Origin of the sequence: Ferruginibacter paludis (assembly GCF_030409685.1) — a bacterium.
Lineage (GTDB): Bacteria > Bacteroidota > Bacteroidia > Chitinophagales > Chitinophagaceae > Ferruginibacter > Ferruginibacter paludis.
Genome location: NZ_JAUFQJ010000015.1, coordinates 308601 through 331907 on the forward strand (window position 1 = coordinate 308601; position 23307 = coordinate 331907).

At 41.5% G+C, this 23307-nt stretch carries 20 protein-coding genes and 12 tRNA genes; 22 read left to right on the top strand and 10 right to left on the bottom strand.

The annotated features are described in order from the left end of the window. The first annotated feature begins 182 nt into the window (after window positions 1-182). The 16 genes from cax (at window position 183) to QWZ08_RS22230 (ending at window position 7330) form a co-directional block, all read left to right on the top strand. Window positions 183-1241, top strand: a complete 1059-nt coding sequence (gene cax / locus QWZ08_RS22155) for a calcium/proton exchanger (RefSeq protein ID WP_290339770.1) — start codon at window positions 183-185, stop codon at window positions 1239-1241. Between the two features lie 1125 nt (window positions 1242-2366). Then, window positions 2367-2442 (top strand) — tRNA-Pro (locus tag QWZ08_RS22160). A gap of 14 nt (window positions 2443-2456) precedes the next feature. Then, a tRNA-Gln gene (locus tag QWZ08_RS22165) sits at window positions 2457-2524 on the top strand. Between the two features lie 4 nt (window positions 2525-2528). Continuing rightward, window positions 2529-2600 (top strand) — tRNA-Asp (locus QWZ08_RS22170). Window positions 2601-2625: 25 nt separating this feature from the next. Then, window positions 2626-2697, top strand: a tRNA-His gene (locus QWZ08_RS22175). A gap of 9 nt (window positions 2698-2706) precedes the next feature. Next, window positions 2707-2779: transfer RNA gene (locus QWZ08_RS22180), tRNA-Ile, on the top strand. A gap of 111 nt (window positions 2780-2890) precedes the next feature. Further along, window positions 2891-2963, top strand: a tRNA-Arg gene (locus QWZ08_RS22185). An 8-nt stretch (window positions 2964-2971) separates the two neighbouring features. Continuing rightward, window positions 2972-3042, top strand: a tRNA-Met gene (locus tag QWZ08_RS22190). An 11-nt stretch (window positions 3043-3053) separates the two neighbouring features. After that, window positions 3054-3126: transfer RNA gene (locus QWZ08_RS22195), tRNA-Ile, on the top strand. 6 nt (window positions 3127-3132) lie between these two features. Continuing rightward, window positions 3133-3210: transfer RNA gene (locus QWZ08_RS22200), tRNA-Asn, on the top strand. Window positions 3211-3213: 3 nt separating this feature from the next. After that, a tRNA-Asn gene (locus QWZ08_RS22205) sits at window positions 3214-3285 on the top strand. A gap of 11 nt (window positions 3286-3296) precedes the next feature. Further along, window positions 3297-3380 (top strand) — tRNA-Ser (locus tag QWZ08_RS22210). Window positions 3381-3569: 189 nt separating this feature from the next. Continuing rightward, window positions 3570-3641 (top strand) — tRNA-Phe (locus QWZ08_RS22215). A gap of 217 nt (window positions 3642-3858) precedes the next feature. Beyond that, complete coding sequence (locus tag QWZ08_RS22220; RefSeq protein WP_290339771.1) at window positions 3859-4347, top strand: ribonuclease H-like YkuK family protein; 489 nt, start codon at window positions 3859-3861, stop codon at window positions 4345-4347. Between the two features lie 58 nt (window positions 4348-4405). After that, entirely contained in the window at window positions 4406-5563 is a 1158-nt protein-coding gene (locus QWZ08_RS22225) for an AAA family ATPase (RefSeq protein WP_290339772.1), read from the top strand. Between the two features lie 318 nt (window positions 5564-5881). Continuing rightward, window positions 5882-7330, top strand: a complete 1449-nt coding sequence (locus QWZ08_RS22230) for an RtcB family protein (protein ID WP_290339773.1) — start codon at window positions 5882-5884, stop codon at window positions 7328-7330. 44 nt (window positions 7331-7374) lie between these two features. Here the strand turns inward: QWZ08_RS22230 and QWZ08_RS22235 are convergent, their stop codons facing one another. The 8 genes from QWZ08_RS22235 to QWZ08_RS22270 all read right to left on the bottom strand — a co-directional run bounded on the left by QWZ08_RS22235 (window position 7375) and on the right by QWZ08_RS22270 (window position 14266). Beyond that, window positions 7375-7686, bottom strand: a complete 312-nt coding sequence (locus QWZ08_RS22235) for a hypothetical protein (protein ID WP_290339774.1) — start codon at window positions 7684-7686, stop codon at window positions 7375-7377. Next, window positions 7674-7895 carry a hypothetical protein gene (locus QWZ08_RS22240; protein ID WP_290339775.1) on the bottom strand — a complete coding sequence of 74 codons (222 nt, stop codon included), beginning with the start codon at window positions 7893-7895 and terminating at the stop codon, window positions 7674-7676. Before QWZ08_RS22240 ends, QWZ08_RS22235 begins: the two co-directional genes overlap by 13 nt. Before the next feature lie 129 nt (window positions 7896-8024). Further along, the gene (locus QWZ08_RS22245) at window positions 8025-8645 is read right to left on the bottom strand and encodes a hypothetical protein (protein WP_290339776.1); all 621 of its coding nucleotides are present in this window, start codon (window positions 8643-8645) and stop codon (window positions 8025-8027) included. Next, the gene (locus QWZ08_RS22250) at window positions 8632-9123 is read right to left on the bottom strand and encodes an RNA polymerase sigma factor (RefSeq protein WP_290339777.1); all 492 of its coding nucleotides are present in this window, start codon (window positions 9121-9123) and stop codon (window positions 8632-8634) included. Before QWZ08_RS22250 ends, QWZ08_RS22245 begins: the two co-directional genes overlap by 14 nt. 187 nt (window positions 9124-9310) lie before the next feature. After that, window positions 9311-10159, bottom strand: a complete 849-nt coding sequence (locus tag QWZ08_RS22255; RefSeq protein WP_290339778.1) for an alpha/beta fold hydrolase — start codon at window positions 10157-10159, stop codon at window positions 9311-9313. Window positions 10160-10499: 340 nt separating this feature from the next. Continuing rightward, entirely contained in the window at window positions 10500-11849 is a 1350-nt protein-coding gene (locus QWZ08_RS22260) for a Gfo/Idh/MocA family protein (RefSeq protein ID WP_290339779.1), read from the bottom strand. Between the two features lie 320 nt (window positions 11850-12169). Further along, entirely contained in the window at window positions 12170-13132 is a 963-nt protein-coding gene (locus tag QWZ08_RS22265) for a formylglycine-generating enzyme family protein (RefSeq protein ID WP_290339780.1), read from the bottom strand. A 129-nt stretch (window positions 13133-13261) separates the two neighbouring features. Next, the gene (locus QWZ08_RS22270) at window positions 13262-14266 is read right to left on the bottom strand and encodes an FAD:protein FMN transferase (RefSeq protein ID WP_290339781.1); all 1005 of its coding nucleotides are present in this window, start codon (window positions 14264-14266) and stop codon (window positions 13262-13264) included. Window positions 14267-14321: 55 nt separating this feature from the next. On the opposite strand from QWZ08_RS22270, the gene QWZ08_RS22275 reads away from it, so the two are divergent. Then, window positions 14322-15245, top strand: a complete 924-nt coding sequence (locus QWZ08_RS22275; protein ID WP_290339782.1) for a hydroxypyruvate isomerase family protein — start codon at window positions 14322-14324, stop codon at window positions 15243-15245. Window positions 15246-15351: 106 nt separating this feature from the next. Here the strand turns inward: QWZ08_RS22275 and QWZ08_RS22280 are convergent, their stop codons facing one another. Both QWZ08_RS22280 and QWZ08_RS22285 read right to left on the bottom strand, forming a co-directional pair. Further along, window positions 15352-16800, bottom strand: coding sequence for a D-alanyl-D-alanine carboxypeptidase/D-alanyl-D-alanine-endopeptidase (locus QWZ08_RS22280; RefSeq protein ID WP_290339783.1), 1449 nt, complete (start codon window positions 16798-16800; stop codon window positions 15352-15354). A gap of 29 nt (window positions 16801-16829) precedes the next feature. After that, window positions 16830-18017: a formimidoylglutamase gene (locus QWZ08_RS22285; protein WP_290339785.1), complete on the bottom strand. Its 1188-nt coding sequence runs from the start codon at window positions 18015-18017 to the stop codon at window positions 16830-16832. 163 nt (window positions 18018-18180) lie between these two features. Between QWZ08_RS22285 and pheS the strand changes: the two genes are divergently transcribed. The 5 genes from pheS to QWZ08_RS22310 all read left to right on the top strand — a co-directional run bounded on the left by pheS (window position 18181) and on the right by QWZ08_RS22310 (window position 23237). Further along, window positions 18181-19212 carry a phenylalanine--tRNA ligase subunit alpha gene (gene pheS / locus QWZ08_RS22290; protein ID WP_290339786.1) on the top strand — a complete coding sequence of 344 codons (1032 nt, stop codon included), beginning with the start codon at window positions 18181-18183 and terminating at the stop codon, window positions 19210-19212. Window positions 19213-19597: 385 nt separating this feature from the next. After that, a complete protein-coding gene (locus tag QWZ08_RS22295) occupies window positions 19598-20086 on the top strand; it encodes a lipocalin-like domain-containing protein (protein ID WP_290339788.1) in 489 nt (162 codons plus the stop codon). Between the two features lie 18 nt (window positions 20087-20104). After that, window positions 20105-20827 (top strand): YiaD family glycine zipper/OmpA-like lipoprotein, encoded by a 723-nt coding sequence (locus QWZ08_RS22300; protein WP_494337713.1) that lies wholly within the window; start codon window positions 20105-20107, stop codon window positions 20825-20827. Window positions 20828-21080: 253 nt separating this feature from the next. Beyond that, on the top strand, window positions 21081-22061 hold the full coding sequence (locus tag QWZ08_RS22305) for an NAD-dependent epimerase/dehydratase family protein (RefSeq protein ID WP_290339790.1): 981 nt from the start codon (window positions 21081-21083) through the stop codon (window positions 22059-22061). A 78-nt stretch (window positions 22062-22139) separates the two neighbouring features. After that, window positions 22140-23237, top strand: a complete 1098-nt coding sequence (locus tag QWZ08_RS22310) for a carboxypeptidase-like regulatory domain-containing protein (protein ID WP_290339791.1) — start codon at window positions 22140-22142, stop codon at window positions 23235-23237. The last annotated feature ends 70 nt before the right edge of the window (window positions 23238-23307 follow it).

The following is a 23307-nucleotide window of genomic DNA, read 5'->3' on the forward strand; positions in this document are numbered from 1 at the left end:
CCGCAGGTTGTAAATGTTGCTATGAAGAAGTAATGACTAGAAGATTGTTCAATTAAATTTCTGCAGTACAAGAGTGCGACGCAACGATGTTGCCACCTGCACAACTGCCGGTAACAAAAATTTCCCTTCATATCTCCACTATTTAGTATTTTGAAATGTTTCTCATTTCAACCAACCTTTTTATGTCAAAAAAAGATATCATCACCATTGCCGGCGCTATCATTATGAGTATTGTAGCCGGGCTTGCTACTAAGTTTGAACTGAATGCAGTGTTGCTGTTTGTACTTACTGCGGTGGCGCTGGTATTTTTGGCAATGACAGTCAGCCATGCTACCGATCAGCTGGGAAGCCGCATGGGGCCCGCTTCGACAGGTGTATTGCAATCTGCATTGGGTAATTTGCCTGAATTGTTTGTCTGCATTTTTGCATTGAGAGCCGGGCTGGATAAAGTGGTACAAGCCGCATTGATTGGCTCTATTCTTGGCAATTCATTGCTGGTTTTCGGGTTAGCGTTGTTCATCGGCGGACTAAAAAACGGTACTCAAAAATTTCAATCGGAACCCCCTAAAATGATTGCCACTTTAATGCTGCTGGCCTTTGCAGCGCTGGCAATACCCACACTTACAAAAGAGTTGCACACCAGTGCCGAAGGACATTTAAACACGCTGAATATAATGGTGGCTATTGTGTTGCTGCTGGTGTTTGTTGCCAGCCTTACCTTTTCCATCAAAGGGGATAAAACAATTGTACCTGCTGACGGTGTTGAAGTGCATGCAGCTTCCTGGTCGATGCCGCTTACGTTAGTGGTATTGGCAGGCGCAGGCGTGGGCGCCGCTTTTGTGAGCGACTGGTTTGTAGAAGCCCTGCAACCCGCCATGAAAGCACTCGGCATCAATGATGTTTTTGCAGGCCTTGTTGTAGTGGCCATCGCCGGCAATGCTATCGAAAATTTAGTAGGCATTCAACTGGCGTATAAAAATAAAGCAGACTATGCCGTAAGTGTTATTTTAAACAGTTCGCTGCAGGTAGCATTGGGGCTTTTTCCCTTGCTTGTCTTAATGTCCTTCTTCCTGGGTGGAGCGGTATTGTCTTTCGTATTAAGTCCGTTGTTACTAGCCGCTTTGGCGTTGGCTGTTATAGTAAATGCTTTCATTGTTTTTGATGGCGAATCTATCTGGCTGGAAGGTGTTGCCCTGGTGGGTTTGTACATCATTATTGCGGCGGCGTTTTGGTGGGGATAGCAAGTCCACTTTCCTTCAACTGGCATGTGACTTTGAGAAAGATAAAGAATGGGGATATTGGTATATTCTCTCAGTAGAAATTAAAGGAATAAATTTTTAATCAATTTATTTCATCCTTGTAAATCAAAAGTATCACGTTGGATTTACAAGGATGTGCTGACTGTTTTTTGTAATGGGTTAAGATATTCTAAAATAGTTTTTTAAAATTCACCCTAATAAACGCTCCATTTTCTTCAATCAAAATCAATCAGAAATAACTCCGATAATCTTAAAATAATTTGAACGATCTAGCACTCTTTCCGCAATGAATTTTTATGCATGTCTGTAACATACAATTTTACTTTTAACGATGGTATTTTTACATCGCTGCAGTGGTAAGACCTCGATGATGCAAAAAAATATTTTTAATTCCCCTGAAACCATTGATTTTACAGGTGTTTCAGCCACCTTGTTTTTGCAGCAATAAAAATATTTTTAAAAAATATTTGGCAGAATGAAAAAAATAATTTCATCTTTGCAACGCAAAACAAATTATAACCAACAACAAAAAATGTTTCAACGCAATCAACATATAGCAACAACAAAATGGTACAGTCCGTTAGCGGATTGTTCATTTTCGGGGGCAAATTGTATTACACCTTAGTTACCAAACTAACTGACTACAACATGGCCCCGACAAAAAGTTGGGGTTTTTTTATGCCATAAAAATAATCGCATCACCGCAAAAAAATAATTGGAATGATAAAAAACAAATTACATCAATCGCCGAATCGCCTTGAGTGGAATATGGATAGTACCCATCTGTATTTTGGTATAAGCATGTGCAATGATGAAACATATAAACGACCGTGTAATACAAGAACCTGACAGGCAAAAGCCTGTTAGCGTGCGAGCCCGGTCAGATTGAAAAAATCTAACCGGGCTTTTTGTTGGGCGCTGGTTTATAAAAAGGAATAAATGAAAATGATCGCGGCCGTTTTTATTTTCAGGATGATCATAACACAACTGGAAAAATTAACGGCAAGAAAAAATAAATAAAGAGATGTCAAAGGAGGAGTAGCGTTCCCTGTGAGATGCAATAGGGGCGCTATTTTAAATCCCCCATCCCCTAAAGGGGTAAGAAATATAGCAGCATTCCAATTGGTTGGATACTCCGCCTGGAACGGAGAGGATACAGGTTCGAATCCTGTCTGTTATACCATCGTTTATGCGACCGGCTTAATAGTGTAGCGGCCAGCACATCAGATTTCTGAAAGGAAGGTGCTCGACTCCCGTTTAAGTCGCAATGGTTCGTTGGTGTAACGGCTAACATCACAGATTGTCGATCTGTTGAAACGGGTTCGATTCCCGTACGAACCGCAAACCCAAATTGAAAACAAGAAGTTGTCTCTAGCTTAACAGGCAAAGTAGCACACTGTGAATGTGAAGAACAAGGTTCGAGTCCCGGAGACAACCAGATTAAAATTGGCTCATAGCTCAATGGTTAGAGCAGGAACCTTATACGTTCCAGGTTAACAGTTCGAGCCTGTTTGAGCCAACGTTAAAAAATAATGCGGTTGAGTGTAATGGTAACATCATCTTCTTCCTCTGTTTCTAAGAGGTAAACATAAGAAGGTTGTATCCGGTTCAAGTCCGGAAGCCGCACAAACTGGCTCATAGTTCAACGGATAAGAATACTGCGCTACGAACGCAGAGATAAAAGTTCGATTCTTTTTGAGCCAACAACAAATTGCGGTTTAGAGTAACGGTAACTCAAAGGTCTCATAAGCCTTATATGCAAGTTCGAATCTTGTGGCCGCAACAAAAGATTTTGATGGCTTAACTCAATTGGCAGAGTGCTATCCTGATACGATAGTGGTTAAAGGTTCAAGTCCTTTAGTCATCACAAAACAGTTTCGTAGCTCAATGGTCAGATGCATCCCGATATTTATCGGGAGGGTTGAAGGTTCAAATCCTTCCGGAACTACCAAATGGATGAATAGCTCAATGGCAGAGCGGTGGCTTGTTAAGACGATGGTTGAAAGTTCGAATCTTTCTTCGTCCTCAAAATATGTTGGAGAGTTGACAGAGTGGTATTGTAACGGCCCGCTAAGCCGTCATCGTTGAGTCGGTGCAAAGGTTCGAATCCTTTACTCTCCGCAAAACCGGGTGGGCGGTTTTATCCTGTGCGTGCGACGAAGTTGGAGAGTCGTGGCGGTCTGTAAAACCGTTGCTGTTAGCTGAATAAGTTCGAATCTTTCGCAGGACTCGATAAAATAATTGTTTGTTGATAGTTGAATTCGATAATGAGGAAACAGGGATCAATCAAAAAATTTGTCACAAACAAAAGGACGAATAGCTCCAACGGTAGAGCACTGCGTTGAAGCCGCAAGGGTACAGGTTCGAATCCTGTTTCGTCCGCAATAAAATATCAGTATGATGTAACGGTAGCATGATAGCTTCCAACACTATCTGTCAGGATCGAATCCTTGTATTGATGCAATAATAAAATGTGGGCAAAGATGAATGATGGTATGTAGTACATGTGAGTTACACAACGATGATGCCATGAAAAACAACTGCTGGTAAACAAAAATTTTTAACAACCCTTCAGGGGATGGGGGCAAAACATGCAACAATGGAAAGCGATCAACAGCAATGGAGAAAATTGAATGGAGCTAAAATACGCATCCCGATTGAAGAGGAAGTAAGGGCTGCGATTGCCAGGGAAAAAGCGGGCGGGCATGAGCTGAAAGTGTGTATCGGTACCGATAGCCAATTGAAAAGTAAGGAGATTGAGTTTGCTACTGTAATCGTTTTCATCCGTAAAGGGAAAGGAGGTTTTATGTACATCCGTAACGAAACCAAAACACAAAAAATGAGCATCAAAGAACGGATGCTGGTGGAAGTAGCAAAGAGTATTGAAGTGGCGTATCCGTTGTGCAATATTTTCAGCCGGTATAGTGTAGATATGGAAGTGCATGTGGACATTAATACCAATCCGAATTTTAAAAGTAATGATGCGTTGAAAGAAGCCATGGGCTATATACTGGGAATGGGTTTTGTTTTTAAAGCCAAGCCGGATGCTTTTGCAAGCAGCAGTTGCGCTAATAAAATGGTGCATTAAAAAACGAAAATGGAACACCGGATGGAGATGAAAGAATAAAACAAAAAAATTAATTACAATGATACTTTTAATGACAGTATTGGCTGTGCGGTTTTTGATCTGGGTAATTCCGGTGGCAGAAGCGTATGCACAGCAACTATACAGACGAATAAGACAAAAAATGGCAGGCAAAAAATTGCCGGGCTTTTTTGAAACCAATTACATAGAGTGTAAAGCCTTTTATGTAAGGGAATACAATACAACGCCCTGCATCAGTTTCATCAATAACCTGGATGTTGCGAAGGCGTATGCCTACATCAATAACGGATTTGCAGGAAAGGTGCTGGCCATTTACCAGCGCAATTATTACAGCTGGCAACATGAGCAGCAGGAATTTAGTTGTACAATTTTTAAGCTGGAAGGCAGCGTACTGATTGAGCTGGGAAACGAATACGCAGAGATACTGTTTGATAATAACAGTTACCCTTATGCGAACAACCTTATAAAAGTTTTCTGTACTTATAAGGCGCCGGAGAAGGAGGCAGATTTTGAAATCAATATCATTACGCATACCAGCAACGGGCTTGATTTAAAGCAGCTTGAAATTAAGCCAACAACACTGGACATCGGTTTATACTACAATGATGATTTTGAACCTGTAAACGCCATCATTAAAGAACGGCTGGCCAAAGAATGCGACAAAGGCATCATTTTGCTGCACGGGCTTCCGGGTACAGGTAAAACAACTTACCTGCGTCATTTGATTGGCGGTTTAAAAAAGAAGGTGTTGTTTGTCGCTCCGGGCGTAGCAGGCAATTTAATGGATCCGGAATTTATTGATTTGTTGATTGACAATCCGAATGCAGTGCTGGTAATTGAAGATGCAGAAAACATTATAATGGACCGACGTTTTAATAACAATAGCAGCGTGAGCAATTTGCTCAACATCAGCGATGGCTTGCTGAGCGACTGCCTGAATGTACAGATCATTTGCACATTCAACAGCGCAATCAGTACAGTGGATAGTGCATTGCTGCGCAAAGGCAGGTTGATTGCAAAATATGAATTTGGAAAATTGAGTGTAGAAAAGTCGCGGAAGCTGAGCAATCATTTAGGCTTTGATAAAATAATTGATAAGCCAATGACCATTGCGGAGATTGCCAATCCGGATGATATGGAAGTGGCAGTACCTGCCATACAGGTTATGGGGTTTAGAAGAGAAGCATTGATGAATTAAAAAGAAGCTATGCCGGGAGTATACTCTAATCCTGGCCCCGCTTCATACAATGCCGCCATCAGTTTTAGAGGATAGCCGAATTGATGGTTTAAATTAATTGGTGAATAATGCGATTTTAAACGCAGAGGTGGATACCTGGGATGAAGAGAATTGATCAATGACTTTGAATTAATTGGCGCTTCATAAAAGCCGCATATTAATTCTGCCATTGAACGGAGCATCACCACTGTAATTCAATCAGGGCAATCAGCCGGGATCAAAAAATAATAAAACAAAAAAATAAGCGCCCTCAGCGGAATCTGCGGGCAAATAAATAAAATGAGCAAATTAAAATTAACCGGAAAACAAATCCGTGCCATCGGCTACGAAGAAGGGCCGGTAGTAAGTGTGGCCATGCATACCATGTGTACACACCTTAAACATGCTACCGAAGAAGAAGCATTGACAATATTAAAAGATATTTTAGCTGCGCCGGAAAATTACCTCGCAGATGAAGTGTTGTCTAAAATTGCAGAGAAATTAATGGTAGTAGTAGAAGAAGAAGCAATAGAAATTCCTTTGAATGAAAACGGCGTTGCGTATAATGTCTTCGGTGCCAAGCACATTGAAGAGGGCGCTTTAGCGCAAATGCGAATCGCTGCTAAATTACCCGTGGCTGTCGCCGGTGCTTTAATGCCCGACGCACACCAGGGATATGGTCTGCCGATTGGCGGTGTGCTGGCAACAGACAATGTCATTATTCCTTATGCGGTGGGTGTAGATATCGGGTGCAGAATGTGCCTGAGTATTTTCGCTATCGATCCGGAGGAACTGAAAAAAAGAGAAGCATATTTTCAAAGAGAATTGGTGGCGCATACACTCTTTGGTGCAGGCCGGGAATTCAGCGACAGCAGGGACCATGAAGTAATCGACCGGAAAGAATTTAGCGAGATCGCTTTCTTGAATGGTTTACAACACAAGGCACTAAAACAATTGGGTTCCAGCGGTAGTGGTAATCATTTTGTGGAGTTTGGTAAAGTAGAAATTAGTGATGCCGAAAACCCAATGGGTTTAGCAGTTGGAAATTATGTTGGCCTGTTAAGCCATAGCGGAAGCCGTGGTATGGGCGCTTCCATTGCTAATCATTACACACAAATTGCCATGGAAAAAACAGTGTTGCCAAAAGTGGCAAAGCATTTGGCTTGGTTAGACCTGGACTCAGAAGAGGGCATGGAATATTGGCTGGCGATGAATCTGGCCGGTGATTATGCAAGTGCCTGTCACCATACCATTCACGAAAAAATTGCCAAAGCGATTGGTGAACAAGCACTGGCTACAGTTGAGAACCACCACAACTTTGCATGGAAAGAAATGTTGGAAGGAAAGGAAGTGATTGTGCATCGCAAAGGCGCTACGCCGGCAGGTAAAGATGTGCTGGGAATTATTCCAGGCAGCATGACGGCGCCGGGATTTATTGTAAAAGGTAAAGGAGAAACAGCTTCTTTAAATTCAGCTTCTCACGGCGCCGGAAGAAAAATGAGCCGGAGCAAAGCGCTCGCCAACATCACCCATGAAGCCTTGAAAAAAGAGCTGAAAGAGCATGGTGTAAAATTAATCGGTGGCGGACTGGATGAAGCGCCCTTCGCCTACAAGGATATCAACGAAGTAATGCAAAGCCAGACAACATTGGTGGATGTGTTGGGTAAATTTTATCCTGCCATTGTGCAGATGGATGGGAACGATCCGCGGAAATTCAGGAAGCGAAAAGATGAAATTGTTGGGGAGTAGATTTGTAATTTACAAAGGCCTGTTGCTTAAATGCAGCAGGCCTTTTATATTATTAGTGTATAATCTTCAGTATGATTATTGGTGATATTTTTTATGAGGTAAACATCCTCGTCAACATCAAAACATATAAACCAGGTTGTTGCAGCATTTACTTTGTAGCTGCAGTAGTAAGATCCGTATTTATTATTTTTTGTTTGTTTATGCTTGCGTCTTGGAATCGTATGAATATAATCGATGATGTTGTCTACGTAAGCAATGGCGGTTTCTACAAATCCAAAATTGGCTTTATCATGCAGAATAAAAACAAGGTCAAATAACTTGTCTTCCAGGGCTGGAAGAATGATTATTTTTGCCATGCGGTTTTTATTCTTTTATGCATTTTTTTTCTAAAATCTTCTAAAGGAATTGCTGATTCACATTCTTGTTGAAACGTTGTTTTTTCTATCACGCCTAATTCATATAGCATGGGTGTTATCAATGCCCGGTGTTTCTGAACATCAATTGTAACATGGGTAATTTCACCTCTGTTATTTTTTTTTGTCGCTATCCCCGCAATTCGTGCCATGTTGTAAATTTTGTTATTTGCAAGTTACAAAATTTTATTTAAGCTCTTTATTCCTTGAAACCAAGCTTTAAGTAGATTAACATTGCGACAAAACCATTTAGTCAATGCACATTACAAAAGAATATTCAATTATGCTTTATTCTCCTCTGCATTCAGCTGACCCACAATTCCCCGCAGCTCATCAATAATTCCCTGCAACCGGTTATCTTCTCTTCTTAAATTTTTTCTGCCAAGATAAAAATAAGCAAACAACATCCAGGCAGCATATACGCCGATAAAAATAAGCACATTCACAACCGGCCTTCCCGTAAATATTTCTATCATATAGATTGCCATGGCTACATTCAGCAGTACATAATACACCGGCATGTTCCAACGATTTTGTTTTTTTCTCAGGTCATAATAGGCTTCCCATTGTTGCAGGTGAGCAGATGGTTCAACTGTATCATCAATGGCTTTTATTTTTTTATAAGTGGCATACATAAAGCCCGCCTGCACCAGGCAAATCATACAGATCAACACCATGCCGCCGTAAGTATACCAGTGTATAAAATTAAAATTGCCGAACAGGGCAAGGCATGCAATTAAAATAGCTGTAATGGTAAGCGCTATCGCACCATGTAATTGAGGTTTTTGCAATTTCATTTTTGTTGTTTTTGTATTGGTGATACTATTCAGTATTTCTTTGTTGACTTCGCCACTTTTGGTAGGCTGCTGCCACATATTTTTTAATGAATCAAAGTCCTGCATGGCTGTTATAAATTTGAGTGAGTTGTTTTTTAATGCGGTGAATTTTTACCCGGAGGTTAGCTTCCGTGATACCGGTGATAGAAGCGATCTCTTCATAAGGTTTGTCTTCCAGCACCAGCGTAATAATTACACGTTCCGTTTCGGGCAACTGGCTGATGCATTTGTATAACAATTGTACTTCCTGTTCTTTTGTGTTAATCTCATCCGGCAGCATCGCCAGCGAAGTGTTTTCAATATCCACCATCGTGGCCGTCTTTTTCCGCAGGTGTGTAAGACAGGTATTGACAGCAATGCGGTAAATCCAGGTACTCCATTTGGCATCGGCCCTGAACTGTTGCATGTTATTCCATACAGCAATAAAAGTTTCCTGCAGCAGATCCTGCGCCAGCACCGCATCGCCTGTATAACCAAGACATAATTTTTTTATGCCTTCGCCATATTCATTGTACAGCCTTGTAAATTCGTCTTGCTGATTCATGCGGTTAAAAATATCTGTTGATTCAAATGATTGAAATATAATTTTTCTTTTGCTGTAAATATTTTTGGCCAGGCATAAGTGCTGCTATGATGCTTTATTGGCGTCGGACTCTTGTACCACAAATCTTTATTGAACAAATGACGCCAGTGCATGCTCTTTATCGCGACAGCAAAATAATTCAGCAGCATCAATTCAAAAAAGCATCCAGCTCATGGTAAAACCATTTCGGCTGATCGTACATAATAAAATGTTTGCTATCCGCCACGTGTATGGTTGCTGAAGGTAGATTTTTAAACTGCTGCCCGATCAGCTCGTAGCTTTTTTCTTTTGTAAAGTAAATACTACCCAGCACCAAAACCGGTGATGTAATACGGGCAATATCTTTCCGAAGATCTGTTGTAGCCAGTTCAATTAAAGTTACGCCAAGCGTGCGCTTGTTGCTGCGGTATTGCCAGGTGGCGATTTGTCTTGCCCTTACCGTATCAGCCACCTGCCATGCAAGCGCCTTCGCAGCCATATCAACAAATCCGGGATCATCCTGCCTGTCAAAGCTTTTGATGACTGCGGCCTCATTCAACGATGGATTATTCTTTAATGAATCGGCATTGGCGTTAGGATCATTCAATGCTGAATAAAAAGGCATGCCATCTACACAAACCAGTTTGCCAAAAAGCCACGGTGCAGTACTGCTAATCCACAAACCCATAAAAGAACCCAGGCTGTGACCAATCACAATTGGCTTATTGAGGTGCTGTTGTTGTACATATTGTATCAACTCATCCCTCACTATTTTTAATCCGGGCGAATTAATAGCTGCAGTACCGGCATAACCCGCCAGCGTAAGCACATGACATTGAAATTTGCCCTTTAAATGATCCACCGTTTCTTTCCAAACGTCGCCGCTGCAGCTAAACCCCGGTATCAATATTACCGGTTGTCCCTTGCCGGTGACAGTGACAGAAAATGATCTATGTTGTTGTGCATTGCTGTCAAATAATACCAAACTCAATATTGCAATGATCAATAATTTTTTCATCGTTGTTTAATTTACTTTTTTAAGGATACGTACTTGGCCTTTCCGTTGTTTACATACATTGGATGCATGGCTGATAAATTTGTTACACGATACTGTAATATTTTTTTGAAATAAAAAATAGGCCACATAAAAAATGGCCGGCAAAAGCGATTCATCCACTTTTGCCAGCCATGCGCTTAGTAAATTAAAGCCCGCTATTTACACCGACATTTGCATATAAATTTGCGACCCCCCAGACAAACCTGACCTTTCAAATTAGCAGTGCTGAAAAATAGAATTGCCGGCAAAATGTTGTTAACATCTGCCGGCAATTCATTTAAAATATTAACCAGTATAACTACTAAAAGTATTTCGTTACACCCGGTACTGCAATTGGATAATGTCCGTCTGCATCTGGTACCAATGGTGGTAAAGCATCCCATGCATATTCTTTAGGATGCAGGTCCAGTCCGCAATTGATGGCTTTGTCCCACTCAATGATTTGTCCGCTGTAAGTAGCCATACGACCCAGTATAGATGTCATGGTACTCTTGGCGCCATTTTCTGCATCAGCAAATTTGTATTCGCCTTTTGCAATAGCGGCAAACAGCTCGTCGTGCTCTGTCTGGTAAGCGTTTTCTTCTTTTGTTTTATCAAACTGGTACAACACCTTTCCCTTGTGATCGATGATGTTGGCATCACCGGCATGTATCTTTCCTTTGGTACCTATCAGCAACTCATCTACCCTGCTCATAGTGCCTGGGATGTGCCGGCACTGGCTGTTTAAAATACTTCCATCTGCATAAGTAAATTCTACATAGTGATGATCAAAGATTTCACCATGGTCTTTACCCTTGCGCACCTGTCTTCCGCCCATACCTTGCGCCTTCACTGGATAGCCGCCTTTAAACCAGTTGATCACATCAATATTATGGATGTGCTGTTCGTTGATATGATCGCCGCAAAGCCAGTTAAAATAATACCAGTTGCGCATCTGGTATTCCATTTCTGTCTGGTTGTATTTACGTGGACGCACCCACACACCATCATTGTTCCACCAGGCTTGCGCAGAAGTGATATCACCAATCATGTCCTTGCGCTTATACAATTCGCGGTAGCTGTTTTGATAGTGTCTTTGCAGACCAACCACTACGTTTAATTTTTTTTCTTTTGCAATCGCCGCTGCGGCCAATACCCGCTGAATACCCGCAGGGTCAGTAGCTACCGGCTTCTCCATAAAAATATGTTTGCCTTGTTTAACCGCTTCTTCAAAATGTATTGGGCGAAAGCCGGGAGGAGTTGCCAGTATCACCACATCAGCCAAAGCGATAGCATGTTTGTAGGCATCAAAGCCGGTAAATTTATTTTCTTCCGGTACATCTACTTTACCTTTTAAATTACCACGGCCATTGGTTGATTCAGCAATGTCGTCACTGGTAAGTTGTTTATAACAGGCATCTAAATTATCACGGAAAGCATCGGCCATAGCAACCAGCTTTACATTTTGTTTGCTCAGCAAAGCCTGTGTAGCCGCACCGGTACCGCGACCACCGCAGCCAACCATGGCGATTTTAATAACACCGTCTGCACCTGAAAAATAGTTGGCGTGAGATAAAAGGGGAGCAGCCATCAAGCCACCGGCCAGTAGTGTTCCCTGGCGCAAAAATTCCCTGCGGCCGGGGTTGGTAAGTTTAGAAGCATCGTTGTTCATAATTGATCTGGTTTATTGTTTTTAAGAATTAATTCAATTGTCAAACTGTTTTAATAGTCATTGAACCAGCAGTTGTTTTTCATGGCAACCGCATTGGCGTCGCACCGTTCAACTTTATTTTTTCATGGCGTCGCTGGCTTCCCGGTCGAACATCCAATACAAAAATTTCAGCAAACATCACCGTTGCAACTTTCGACCTTATCAAACAACCCCAAAAACACATTTATTAACGCAAGTGATTTTCGATATTGCATAATATATAGTTATTCTGTTGCTCTCCGAAGCTGAAAAAAGTCCGACATCAGCCATCCAACATCATACTATCTTCCGATATATGTTTTATAGAACTCAAGTGCTTTGGCAGGTGTCGGCTGTTCCAGCGGACAAACAATGCGGAATCCAATCGCAGATGCATCGGTAAGCCACCATTTGCTTTTCGGAATCTGCGGATCACGCCTGTTCCATATGGCATCTGATTTATAGCGGGTAGCACTTCTTAACTGGCCGGCTTCGTCTGCAAACCCTCCACCCTTTAGTACTTTCGGATATTTTGACGTATTGGGTTCTACCACGGGATCAGTTGTGTTGTCTGGTAAATGTTCCAGTCGCTTGCTGTCATAATGGTCCAGCGTCCATTCGCACACATTGCCCAGCATGTCATACAATCCCCATGCGTTGGGAAGTTTCATTCCGACTTTTTGAAATTTGCCATTGCTGTTTTTTTCGTACCAGGCATAATTATCCAGTTGCTTTTCATCATTGCCAAAATAATAACTGGTGGTACTTCCTGCACGGCAGGCATATTCCCATTCGGCTTCTGTTGGCAGGCGATAAAAAACACCGGTTTTGGTGTACAGCCATTTGCAGTACATCAGCGCTGCAAACTGCGACATGCTGTTTACAGGATAGCCGCCTTCTTTACCCATTCCCCAGCTAAGATCAATGTATTGCGGGCTCGGTCTTGTAACGGCATCTACCGCAGAATTTTCACTGGTGGTTTCGTCTTTATAAAAAACATCAAACTCATCCCGCGTAACTTCATAAGCGCCCATCCAGAAAGCACTTACGCTCACCCTGCGCTGTGGTCCTTCATCGGCCATGCGTTCTTTTTCTGTTGCCGGACTACCCATTAAAAAATTACCCGATTCTATAGGTACCATCTTGCATTGCAGGGTTGATCCGGGTATACTGAATTTGTAGGTGACAAATAATTTGACTGAATCCTGTGCTGCGGCCAACTGGCAGGTAACGGATGTAAATAAGAGGATAAGTAATTTCTTCACAATCGTACTAAAAAATTTTAGGCGGGAAGTTACGCAATAAACCGTAACAAATAGAATTGGAACGATTGCGTTTCAAATTTCATACAACAGCTTTTTGTACAGGGTCTTTTTTGCAACTTAAAATTGGAGCTATTTATAATTTGTATTAAAATTTTTGGTAGAATAAAAGCGCAGCTTGCCTTTTTTGTTTTCGCCAATCAGCATCGCGGCACCAAACTGTGCGGCTAATTTTTTTGCTTTTTTTATGGAGAGAATACTGCATGCTGTTGCCAGCCAGTCGGCACTGGTACAGTCATTCGCTATTACCGTGACGTTTCGCTGAGAGGTTAAGCCGTATCCTGTCCGTGGATCAATGATATGGGAATATCTTTTTCCACCATGTTCAATAAACTGGTAAATATCACCGGAAGTAGTAACTGCTTTGTGATGCAATTGCAATTTGCGTGGCAATAATTCATCTGCTTCTTCAGGAATGTTGATGCCAACCGTCCAGCCATCAGACGCTGGTGGTGCTCCGCTTACAGCAATATCACCACTTACATTTACAAGGGCCTGTTGTATATTTTGCGTAGCTAAATAATCCATTACTTTCTGTGCAATGTATCCTTGTGCAATACCCCCCAAATCCAGTCGCATGCCAGCTTGTGTTAAACTTACCTGTTGATGGATAGTGTCGAAAATGATTTTATTAAAACCAACCAGTTGTTTTGTTTTTATTACCGAATCTTTATCAGGGAACTGTCTTGCTTTTCTTGCTTTGCGCCATAATTTGGATAATGGCCCGATGGTAATATCAAATGCACCACCGCTTTTTTCATACGCCTTTTTTGACTGCAGTAAAATATCCCACATGGCTGGGGAAACCTTTACCGGCAATGCATTGGCCGCGGCAGAAGCACTCAGTCTTGACAATTCGCTGCTATCAATATAATCACTGAAAATGGCAACAAAGCTATCTGTAAGTGCAAAACTTTGCTTTGCAATCCGGCTGGCTTCGGCACTGTCGCTGCAGTAAAAAATAATGGCAAACGGCGAACCCATTTTAGATTCGGTAAAGGAGAATCTTTTTTGTTGTGCAACAATTTGCAATGAATTGCACAACAAAATGGCGGCAATCAATATCCTTAAAAACAATATTTAATTTTTTGTAAATGAATGTTGGTAAATTTAAGCCACAAAAAACAAAATCATGCAAAGAAGAAAATTTATGCAGCAATCGCTACTGGCGGGCGGGGCCTTGCTAACTACATCTGTTAACGCACTTGCCGACAACAATAATGTACCAGCAGCTAACAGCGATAAGCCTTTTAATTTGAATTATGGCATTCATGACGGTATGTTTGAAAGCCATGCGGGCGGAAATTTTTTAGATCAGATAAAATTTGCTTACGATGCAGGATTCAGATCGATAGAAGACAATGGCATGAGCGGCCGCTCAGATGACGAACAGAAAAAGATCGGTGATCTGTTGGCGAAACTCGGTATGGGTATGGGTGTGTTTGTGCAACCGGGTCTTGGTAATGATAGTAATATGCTGGCATCGGGCAAAGCCGACCAGGTAGAAAAATTTGTTGCTTCGTGTAAGAAGGCCGTGGAAATTGCCAAACGCATTAACAGTAAACTGGTAACAGTTGTACCAGGTGATTTTGTACGTGATCTGCCTATTGGAGTACAAACGGGTAATGTAATTGAAGCGGTAAAAAAAGGAACTGCCATTTTAGAACCGGCTGGTATTATCATGGTGCTGGAACCATTGAGCGATAATCCCAATTTGTTTTTGCGCACGCCAGACCAGGCATATGCCATTTGTAAAGCGGTGGGCAGCCCAAGTTGTAAAATATTATACGATATGTATCATGTACAACGCAACCAGGGTCACATTATTCCTACGATGGATTTGGTGTATGATGAAATAGGTTATTTCCAGATTGGCGACAACCCTCATCGCAATGAACCAGGCACCGGCGAAATGAATTATAAAAATATTTTTAAACACATTTATGGCAAAGGCTACAAAGGTATTTTAGGCATGGAGCATGGCACGGCCGGTAAAGGAAAAGAAGGAGAACTTGCGTTGATAAAAGCTTACCGCGAAGCGGATAGTTTTATGTAAGAGCATAACGAAACTTGTACAAAAATTTTTTATACAAATTCCACGAATTGATACAACATGTTGTATCAATTCGTGGAATTTGTGTTTTGTAATCCGTGTGTTATCCTCAGTATTTTTCCCTGATGCCTTCGATATATTCTTCAACTGCACGCCGCACCCTGGTAGCACTTCCCTGGAAATTATTTACCAAAACAGAGAAGATAATTTGTTTGCCTTTTTTAGTAAACAGGAAACCGCTTAATGCAATCACATTGCTTAAGCTGCCGGTTTTTGCGAAGATGTAGCCGGCGTCTTTCAGGTAATACCGTTTTAAAGTTCCGGTACCGCCGGTGGGCAGAATTGTTTTTAACCTGCTTATACCAAACTCCGTTTGCATCTTATCCAAGATATACACCATCGCCTGCGGACTAAATAAATTATACCGGCTTAAGCCGCTGCCATCCACCCATTTCGGTTGTTGCGGTATGTCTTTTAAATCTGTCTTCAGCAGCGTGTTAATAATGGCATCATCGCTCATGTAGCCGAGGTGTTCGTTGCTGGCCATTAATAAAGTTTGCTCTGCAAAAAAATTATCACTGTTGTGCATCATGGGGGCAAAGAGCGAGTCTGCAGGTTGCGAATGAATTAATTGTAATCTATTATCATTGTTAGCAATTGAATCACTCGCAAGATTACCTTTCAAACTAATATTCATTTGCAAAGTGTCTGACAAAAAAACTGTCGATTCATTATAATTAGTTTCAAGCGGAATTTCATAAATATTTTTTGTTGGATGTAGCGAGACTATCGAAGAATAAATTTCATTGCTATCCCATTTGCGGAAGAAAGAGTATTCAATACTATCTCCATATTTTTCAAATCCTTTTTGTATTTCCAGAGGTATTTTTTTTGGTATGATGCTAAGTTTACCGTTTACTAAAGATATCCTTGCCAAATTGCCATATATAGGAAATTCACTTCGTTGTACCATGTAGCTATTATTGTAATCATCCCATGCCCAGCCCGCACCAAGCGACTCTGTAAAATATTGCGTGCAATACATTATGTTGTTGCTCTTTTTTAGAAAATCAAACACCGGTTGTTGTTTAAAATCAGGATGTAAAAAACTGGGGTCGCCTGTTGGATAGATGATTAGCCCACTGTCCGTTTGCTGGTAACGCAGCCCGGTTAAACTATCGCCGAGGTATTTTAAACCGGCGTACAGGCTGAATAATTTTACATTGCTCGCCGGCACAAAGTTTTTTGTTGCATCATGATTGTACCAATATTTTCCTGTTGAAGGTTCGTATATGCTGATGCCGGTGAAACCGGAGCCGACAATGGTATCATTGAATAAAATTGTTGTAGCCTGTTTGTTAATTTGTTTGGTAACAGAACAGGAAAATAAAAAAAGCGATATACCTGCAAAAAATATTAAATGAAAAAATGATTTGCAGTGAGTGTGTACACTTGCATCCGTGGGCTGAAGATGCACACAGGTATGCGGATGAAAGGATTGTGACACAACGATGCCGCCATGAAAATTGATGCTGGTATTGTTTTTATTCTGATCCATCTTCATGTATTATTTAGTCAATGGCTTTACTAATTTCTTTCCTGGGTTCTTAACCAGCGCTCGGGAATTTCGTTTCGGCTGGCATTTATATAATCGCTGTAACTGCAGGCGATGATGCTTTTATCGGGCAACTGCATCCACCAGCGGCCGGTTTTACGACTTTGTAAAAAGCGCGTATCAACTTCTGCAAACACGGTATGAAATTCATTGAAGCTGGCACTGTCTTCCAGCAACGCTTCCTGTTTACTGCGGCTTTTGCCATCAATAAAATACCATAACATTTGTGCAATTTGCTTGGCGGTTAAATCATGGATATCTGACCTGGGCTGGTAGCCGTAAATGCCGAAACTGGTGAGTGCCGAACTCATGCCGGCATAACGGGTAAGCGTACACGCTTCTTCGCCGCTGAAGCCGTTGGGACTGCATTCGTTGGCCGGTGCGTCGCTGTTTTTAATGGCGTTGATATCGAAGCTGAGCAGGTTGGTATTACGGATCACCGGTTCCATTTCTTCCATGCTGTCTTTTACTTTACCAACGCGGTAACAATCAAAGCGCAGCTTGTCCATTGTTTCCAGCATGTGCGGGTGCACCAGGTAACTTTGAAAACCAATGTGGTTATAATGCTTTACCAGGTTGGGTTCGCCGGTGAGCATTTCGAGTAAAAAATTTTCACTTCTTAAAGCACTTTCCCCGCGTAAATCAATGGTGGCGTCTATGCAGGTGGCTTCTGTTATTTTTTGCAGTTTGCGGTAGGCAAAATATTGCGCCAGGGTAACATCGTGCGATCCGCCGAGGAGTACCACCGTTTTGTTAAGCGCCAATAACTCGGCCAGTACGGTGGTGATGGCGGCATAACTGTCGCTGAGGCTGGCACCGGTTTTAATATTGCCCACATCTGCAATTATTACATCTTTATGCCAGTAATGCAGTTGAAAAAGTTGTTTGCGAATGGCGTCCGGCGCATCGTTACATGCATCAAAAACGCCGCTGCCCCTGGATTCTCCCACGCCCACCAGCACAATATCAGCTGTTTCCAGGTTAGGTATTTCACCTTCATTAATCAGTATATGTTTAGCCAGCTGGCCATCGTTATATCCCTTGTCATCGTTTAAACTGTAAATATTGATGGGTTGTAAAAAATCGTGCAGGTCGTACATCCGTTTTATAATTTGCAGCAAACTTATTAAATAGTTCTCAGTTGTAAGTCGATAGTCCATAGTTGATGGTCGATAGGTCACAGTCACCAGGCAATAGTAAATAGGCAATAATGAGCTAGTTGCGGCGTGGCAAGTACAGCTACCTGCTTTGTCTTCAAAGTTGATACTATATACTTTGTACTTGCCACTTATCCGCTTGCAGCTATTTCCTTATTTTTGCACTATGGATAATTTATTATTGAAGATTGATCAATACAAAACAGAGATCAGCAATTTTACAGCATCTGACGGAGAAACGGCGGAAGCTTTTCGTATCAAATACCTTGGCACCAAAGGACTGGTGAAAGAACTGATGGGCGAAATGAGAAATGTGGCGCCGGAAAATAAAAAGTCTTTCGGCCAGGTAATGAATGAATTTAAAGTTTTTGCAGAAGCGAAATATGAAGCATTGAAAGGTGCTGAAAACAGCAACGGAAAAGCCGCTGCGGATGAACTGGATCTTTCCCTGCCGGCAGATCCTTTGCCATTGGGCAGCCGTCATCCAATCAGCCTCGTGCGCAACCGCATGGTATCTATTTTTCAACGCCTTGGTTTCGCCGTTGCAGAAGGCCCCGAAATAGAAGATGACTGGCATAATTTTACCGCACTTAACTTACCCGAAAATCACCCGGCACGTGACATGCAGGATACTTTTTACATCAGCCAAAACCCAGACTGGTTGCTGCGTACACATACATCCAGCGTACAGGTAAGAGAGATGGAAAAGGGTAAATTGCCGATCCGCATTATTTGTCCAGGCCGTGTGTACCGCAACGAAACAATCAGTGCCCGGGCGCATTGCTTTTTTCACCAGGTAGAAGGTTTGTACATTGCCGAAAATGTTTCTTTCGCCGACCTTAAACAAACCCTGTATTTTTTCGTGCAGGAAATGTTTGGCAAAGAAGTGAAGATTCGTTTCAGGCCAAGCTATTTTCCTTTTACGGAGCCCAGTGCCGAGATGGACATCAGCTGCCTCATTTGTGGTGGCCCGGGTTGCAGCGTTTGCAAACATACAGGTTGGGTAGAAATATTGGGTTGTGGCATGGTGCATCCCAATTTGCTGGATAACTGCGGCATCGATTCCAATAAATACACCGGCTTTGCTTTTGGTATGGGCGTTGAAAGAATTACCATGCTGAAATACCAGATAAAAGATCTGCGGTTGTTCAGTGAAAATGATGTGCGGTTTTTAAAACAGTTTACCAGTGCAGTATAGAAATTGCCTGATTTTTGCCGGCAATAGTTTTTTATAGCGCCATCGTTGTGTCACTCACTTGTACGCAATACCTTTTTGCAGCTGTTGACGCGGGGTATGACGCTATCCGGTTAATCTGATTTAACCATTTAATTTTTTAAAAAATAGTATTGAAGCTACCTTAATAAAAGCGGTAGCTTTTTTTAATGCAACATGGTAAATATATCACATTGATAATAAGTTGCCTGACTTTTAATTTTATCTGGCTACGGCATATAGCATACAATTTCCCTTTGTAGAATATGTTCCTCAAATACATTTTGCTTATTCTTTTATTGAAGCCTGCTAACTGACATTTTTTGTGGCATCCAAATTGCCTTTCTCAAAAAAACAATTAAACTATTGTATGAGAAATATACAAAAATATGTTACTGCCTTCCTGGTGCTTGTCTTGCTTTATTCCTGCTCCGCTTCAAAAGAGGCTAGAGATATGAAACATAAGATAGATGGTACCTGGATGCTGGAAACCATTACTACAGAAGGTATTGAAGGAAAAGTGAAAGCCACTGTTTTTAATGAAGCATCCTTTAATTGCTTCGTGGGTAGTTCCTGGAATTTTGTTTCTAATAATGGCACAGGTATTTACAATATTAATTCGAGCGGCTCGGAATGCAGTGCTGTACAGCGTTTGATAAAATGGTCCATTTACGAACCAAAAGACGCGGCAAAACAATTTCAATTTAAGAGACTCGATGATAAACGAAATCCGATGGATAATGGTGATGGTTTCCGGCTGGATATCTCAGGTTTAACTGATAATAGCATGCAGCTGAAATCACACATAACATTTGAGGGAAAGCCTGCAGTATATGTATACAATTTTGTAAAAAAATAAGTTTTAAAATAAACGACTATGTGTAAGTTAAAAGGGTATTTTTTGCTGTGTCTGGCGGCAACTATTTTTGTTTTGCCAGCCTGCAAAACCACCAGGAAAATGAACAACAAACAAAAGGGGGCCACCGTTGGTGCTGCAAGTGGGGCTGCTGTTGGTGGCATCATTGGAAACAATGTTGGTAAGAAAAGCAATACTGTGTTGGGTGCACTTATTGGAGCCGTAGTAGGCGGCGTCGCTGGTGGCTTGATTGGTGACAAAATGGACAGGCAGGCAGACGCAATAAAGAATGAAGTACCTGGGGCACAGGTAAGCAGGGTAGAAGAAGGTATCAATGTAACCTTCGATGAAAAAAATCCGGATGGTTCGGCAGCGGGTGTTTTTTTTGCTACCAATCAATATAATATTACAGACAATTCAAAACTGGCATTGGGTAAACTCGTAAAGATATTTAACCAGTATCCTGAAACTAATATTCTAATTGAAGGGCATACCGACAATGTGGGTACTGCTCCCTATAATTTATCCCTTTCACAAAGAAGGGCTGACGCTGTAGGGGATTATTTAAAAGCGCAGGGTATTTCATCAGGCAGGTTAACCATTAAATGGTATGGCGAAACACAGCCAAAGGCAGATAATAGTACTGAAGCAGGAAGGGCAAGTAACCGCCGCGTTGAATTTGCAGTTACTGCCAATGATAAAATGAAAGCGGAAGCAAAACAACAGGCAGCTCAAAAAAATTAAAGGCTCAGGATCTGGCTGCGGTCTGATCTGTTTCTATATCTATTTTAAAAAATTAGAAAATTATCTGAAAGAAATTTTTCATCTTGGTATTTGGTTTTGGTTTGCTGCTATGTGGCCTGAGATTTTGAAAAAAATCGATATGGTTGCATAGCAGTTTTTATTTCTAAACTGTAATAATAAATTGCGGCAGCTACAGGTATTTTAGCTTTCACAGATTGGGATTATCTTCGTGACCAATCTTATATCAAATATTATGATTCTTGTCACAGGCGGCAGCGGTTTATTGGGTAAAGAGGTAATTACGCAATTGCTTGCACAAGGCAAAGGAGTAACAGCGATTTACAATAAAACCGCATTGCCTTCTTTTGATTCAACATTATTAACACAGGTACGCTGTAATATTTTGGATGTGATTGGTCTTGAAGAACTGATGCAGCAGGATATTACACAGGTATATCATTGTGCAGCCATCGTTACGTTTAATCCCCGCCGTAAAAAAGAATTGTTTACTGTAAATATTGAAGGCACTGCCAATATCGTAAATGCTGCATTGAATGCAGGCGTAAATAAAATGGTGTATGTAAGTTCCGTAGCAGCGTTGGGAAGAAAATTTGCCGGGGAAATGATCAATGAAACAATGCCCTGGACAGAAGAAAACAGCACCAGCAGTTATGGCCAGAGCAAATACATGGCCGAGCTCGAAGTATGGCGTGGTATAGCAGAGGGACTGGATGCTGTGGTAGTTAACCCCACTATTATTTTAGGTGCAGGAGACTGGGAATCTGGCAGCTCCCAGATTTTTAAAACAGCCTACGATGAATTTCCCTGGTATACGGATGGTATCAACGGCTTTGTAGATGTCAGGGACGTTGCATCCATCATGCTGCAATTAATGGACAGTAATATAACAGCCGAGCGTTTTATTGTAAGTGCGGCCAACAAAACCTACCAGGAAATTTTTAATTTAATAGCCACCGCTTTTCATAAAAAGCAACCGCATAAGAAAGTTACGCCACTCATTGCAAAAATGGTTTGGCGTATGGAGGCACTTAAAAGCCTGATTACCGGGAAAGACCCATTACTAACAAAAGAAACCGCAGCTTCCGCGTTGTCGCAGGAGCGGTATGATAACAGCAAGTTAAAATCCTTTTTGCCTCAATTTAATTACCGTAGCATCGAATCAACCATCAATGAAACCAGCAGGGCATTGCAACAAAAGCTTAACAACCGTTGATGTATTTTCGGTGGCAATTTTGTTTGTAAAATACCGTTTCTGTTATTTATAAAATGGTGTTGGATTAATTCTTTTTGTATGAAAAAAATCATCTTTTTATTGTGTGTTGTTTTTATTACCAGTCAAACCCGGGCTCAGTTTGAGCAGTATATCATTACCGGCCGGGTGATAGATGGCAATACCAAATTACCGTTGCAGGGTGCAAGCGTATTCGCACAAAACACAACCATTGGTACTGCTACGGATCAGCAAGGAAACTTCAGTTTGCACCTGTTAAATGGCGGGTATGATTTGATCATCACTTTTACCGGTTACCAAACAGCCAACCGGCGCATTACTACCTCCGATGCATTGGATAAAAACATAGTGATAGAAATATCACCCAAAGAAAAAGCACTGGAAGATGTTGTGATAAAATCAAGCAACGAAGTAAAAGACGGGCTGGAAAAGTATGGGAGTTTTTTTGAAGAAAATTTCATTGGCAAAACTGTCAACAGTAGTCAGTGCGTTATAAAAAATAAAGAGGCCCTTCATTTTTATTTTTACAAAAAGAAGAACAAGTTAAAGGTGTTGGCAACAGAACCTTTGGAGATTGAAAATACCGCTTTGGGATATTCTATAAAATATACGCTGGACTCTTTTACACATGAATACGCATCACAGTTAAGCACTTACTCCGGTTATCCATTATTTAAGGATTTGCAGCCTGCAGATGAAGCGCAAAAAATTAACTGGTACAATAACCGGTTAAAAGCTTACCAGGGATCAATGCTGCATTTTATGCGCAGCGTGCATGATAAAAAAATAAAGGAAGAAGGGTTTGAAATTCAGTTGGTGACAAAAGCAAACGAGGTAGAAACCGCCATCCCTGTGCAGGATTTTTATGGCGCTCTCAACTATACAAAAAATGACAGTACGCAGGTGGTAGAAATACTGCCCAATCAGCCCAACCTGGCAGTGTTGTACAACAAGCAGGCGCCTGACCCGCTGTACCTTTCAACCACCGGTGATACACCCAGGAAATTTCAATTGTCAATTGTAACCTTTGCGCCGGACCAATCACTGGGCATAGAGCAGAATGGTTACTTCTTTGATCAGAATGACATTGTGATCAACGGCTACTGGACATGGCAAAAAGTAGGCGATGCACTTCCATACGATTTCAGACCGCAGTAATTTTTTTCCGATAAGACGTTAAGGCGTTTTTTATTTTGAGAAGATTCTATTAATAGATTCCGGTAAAATG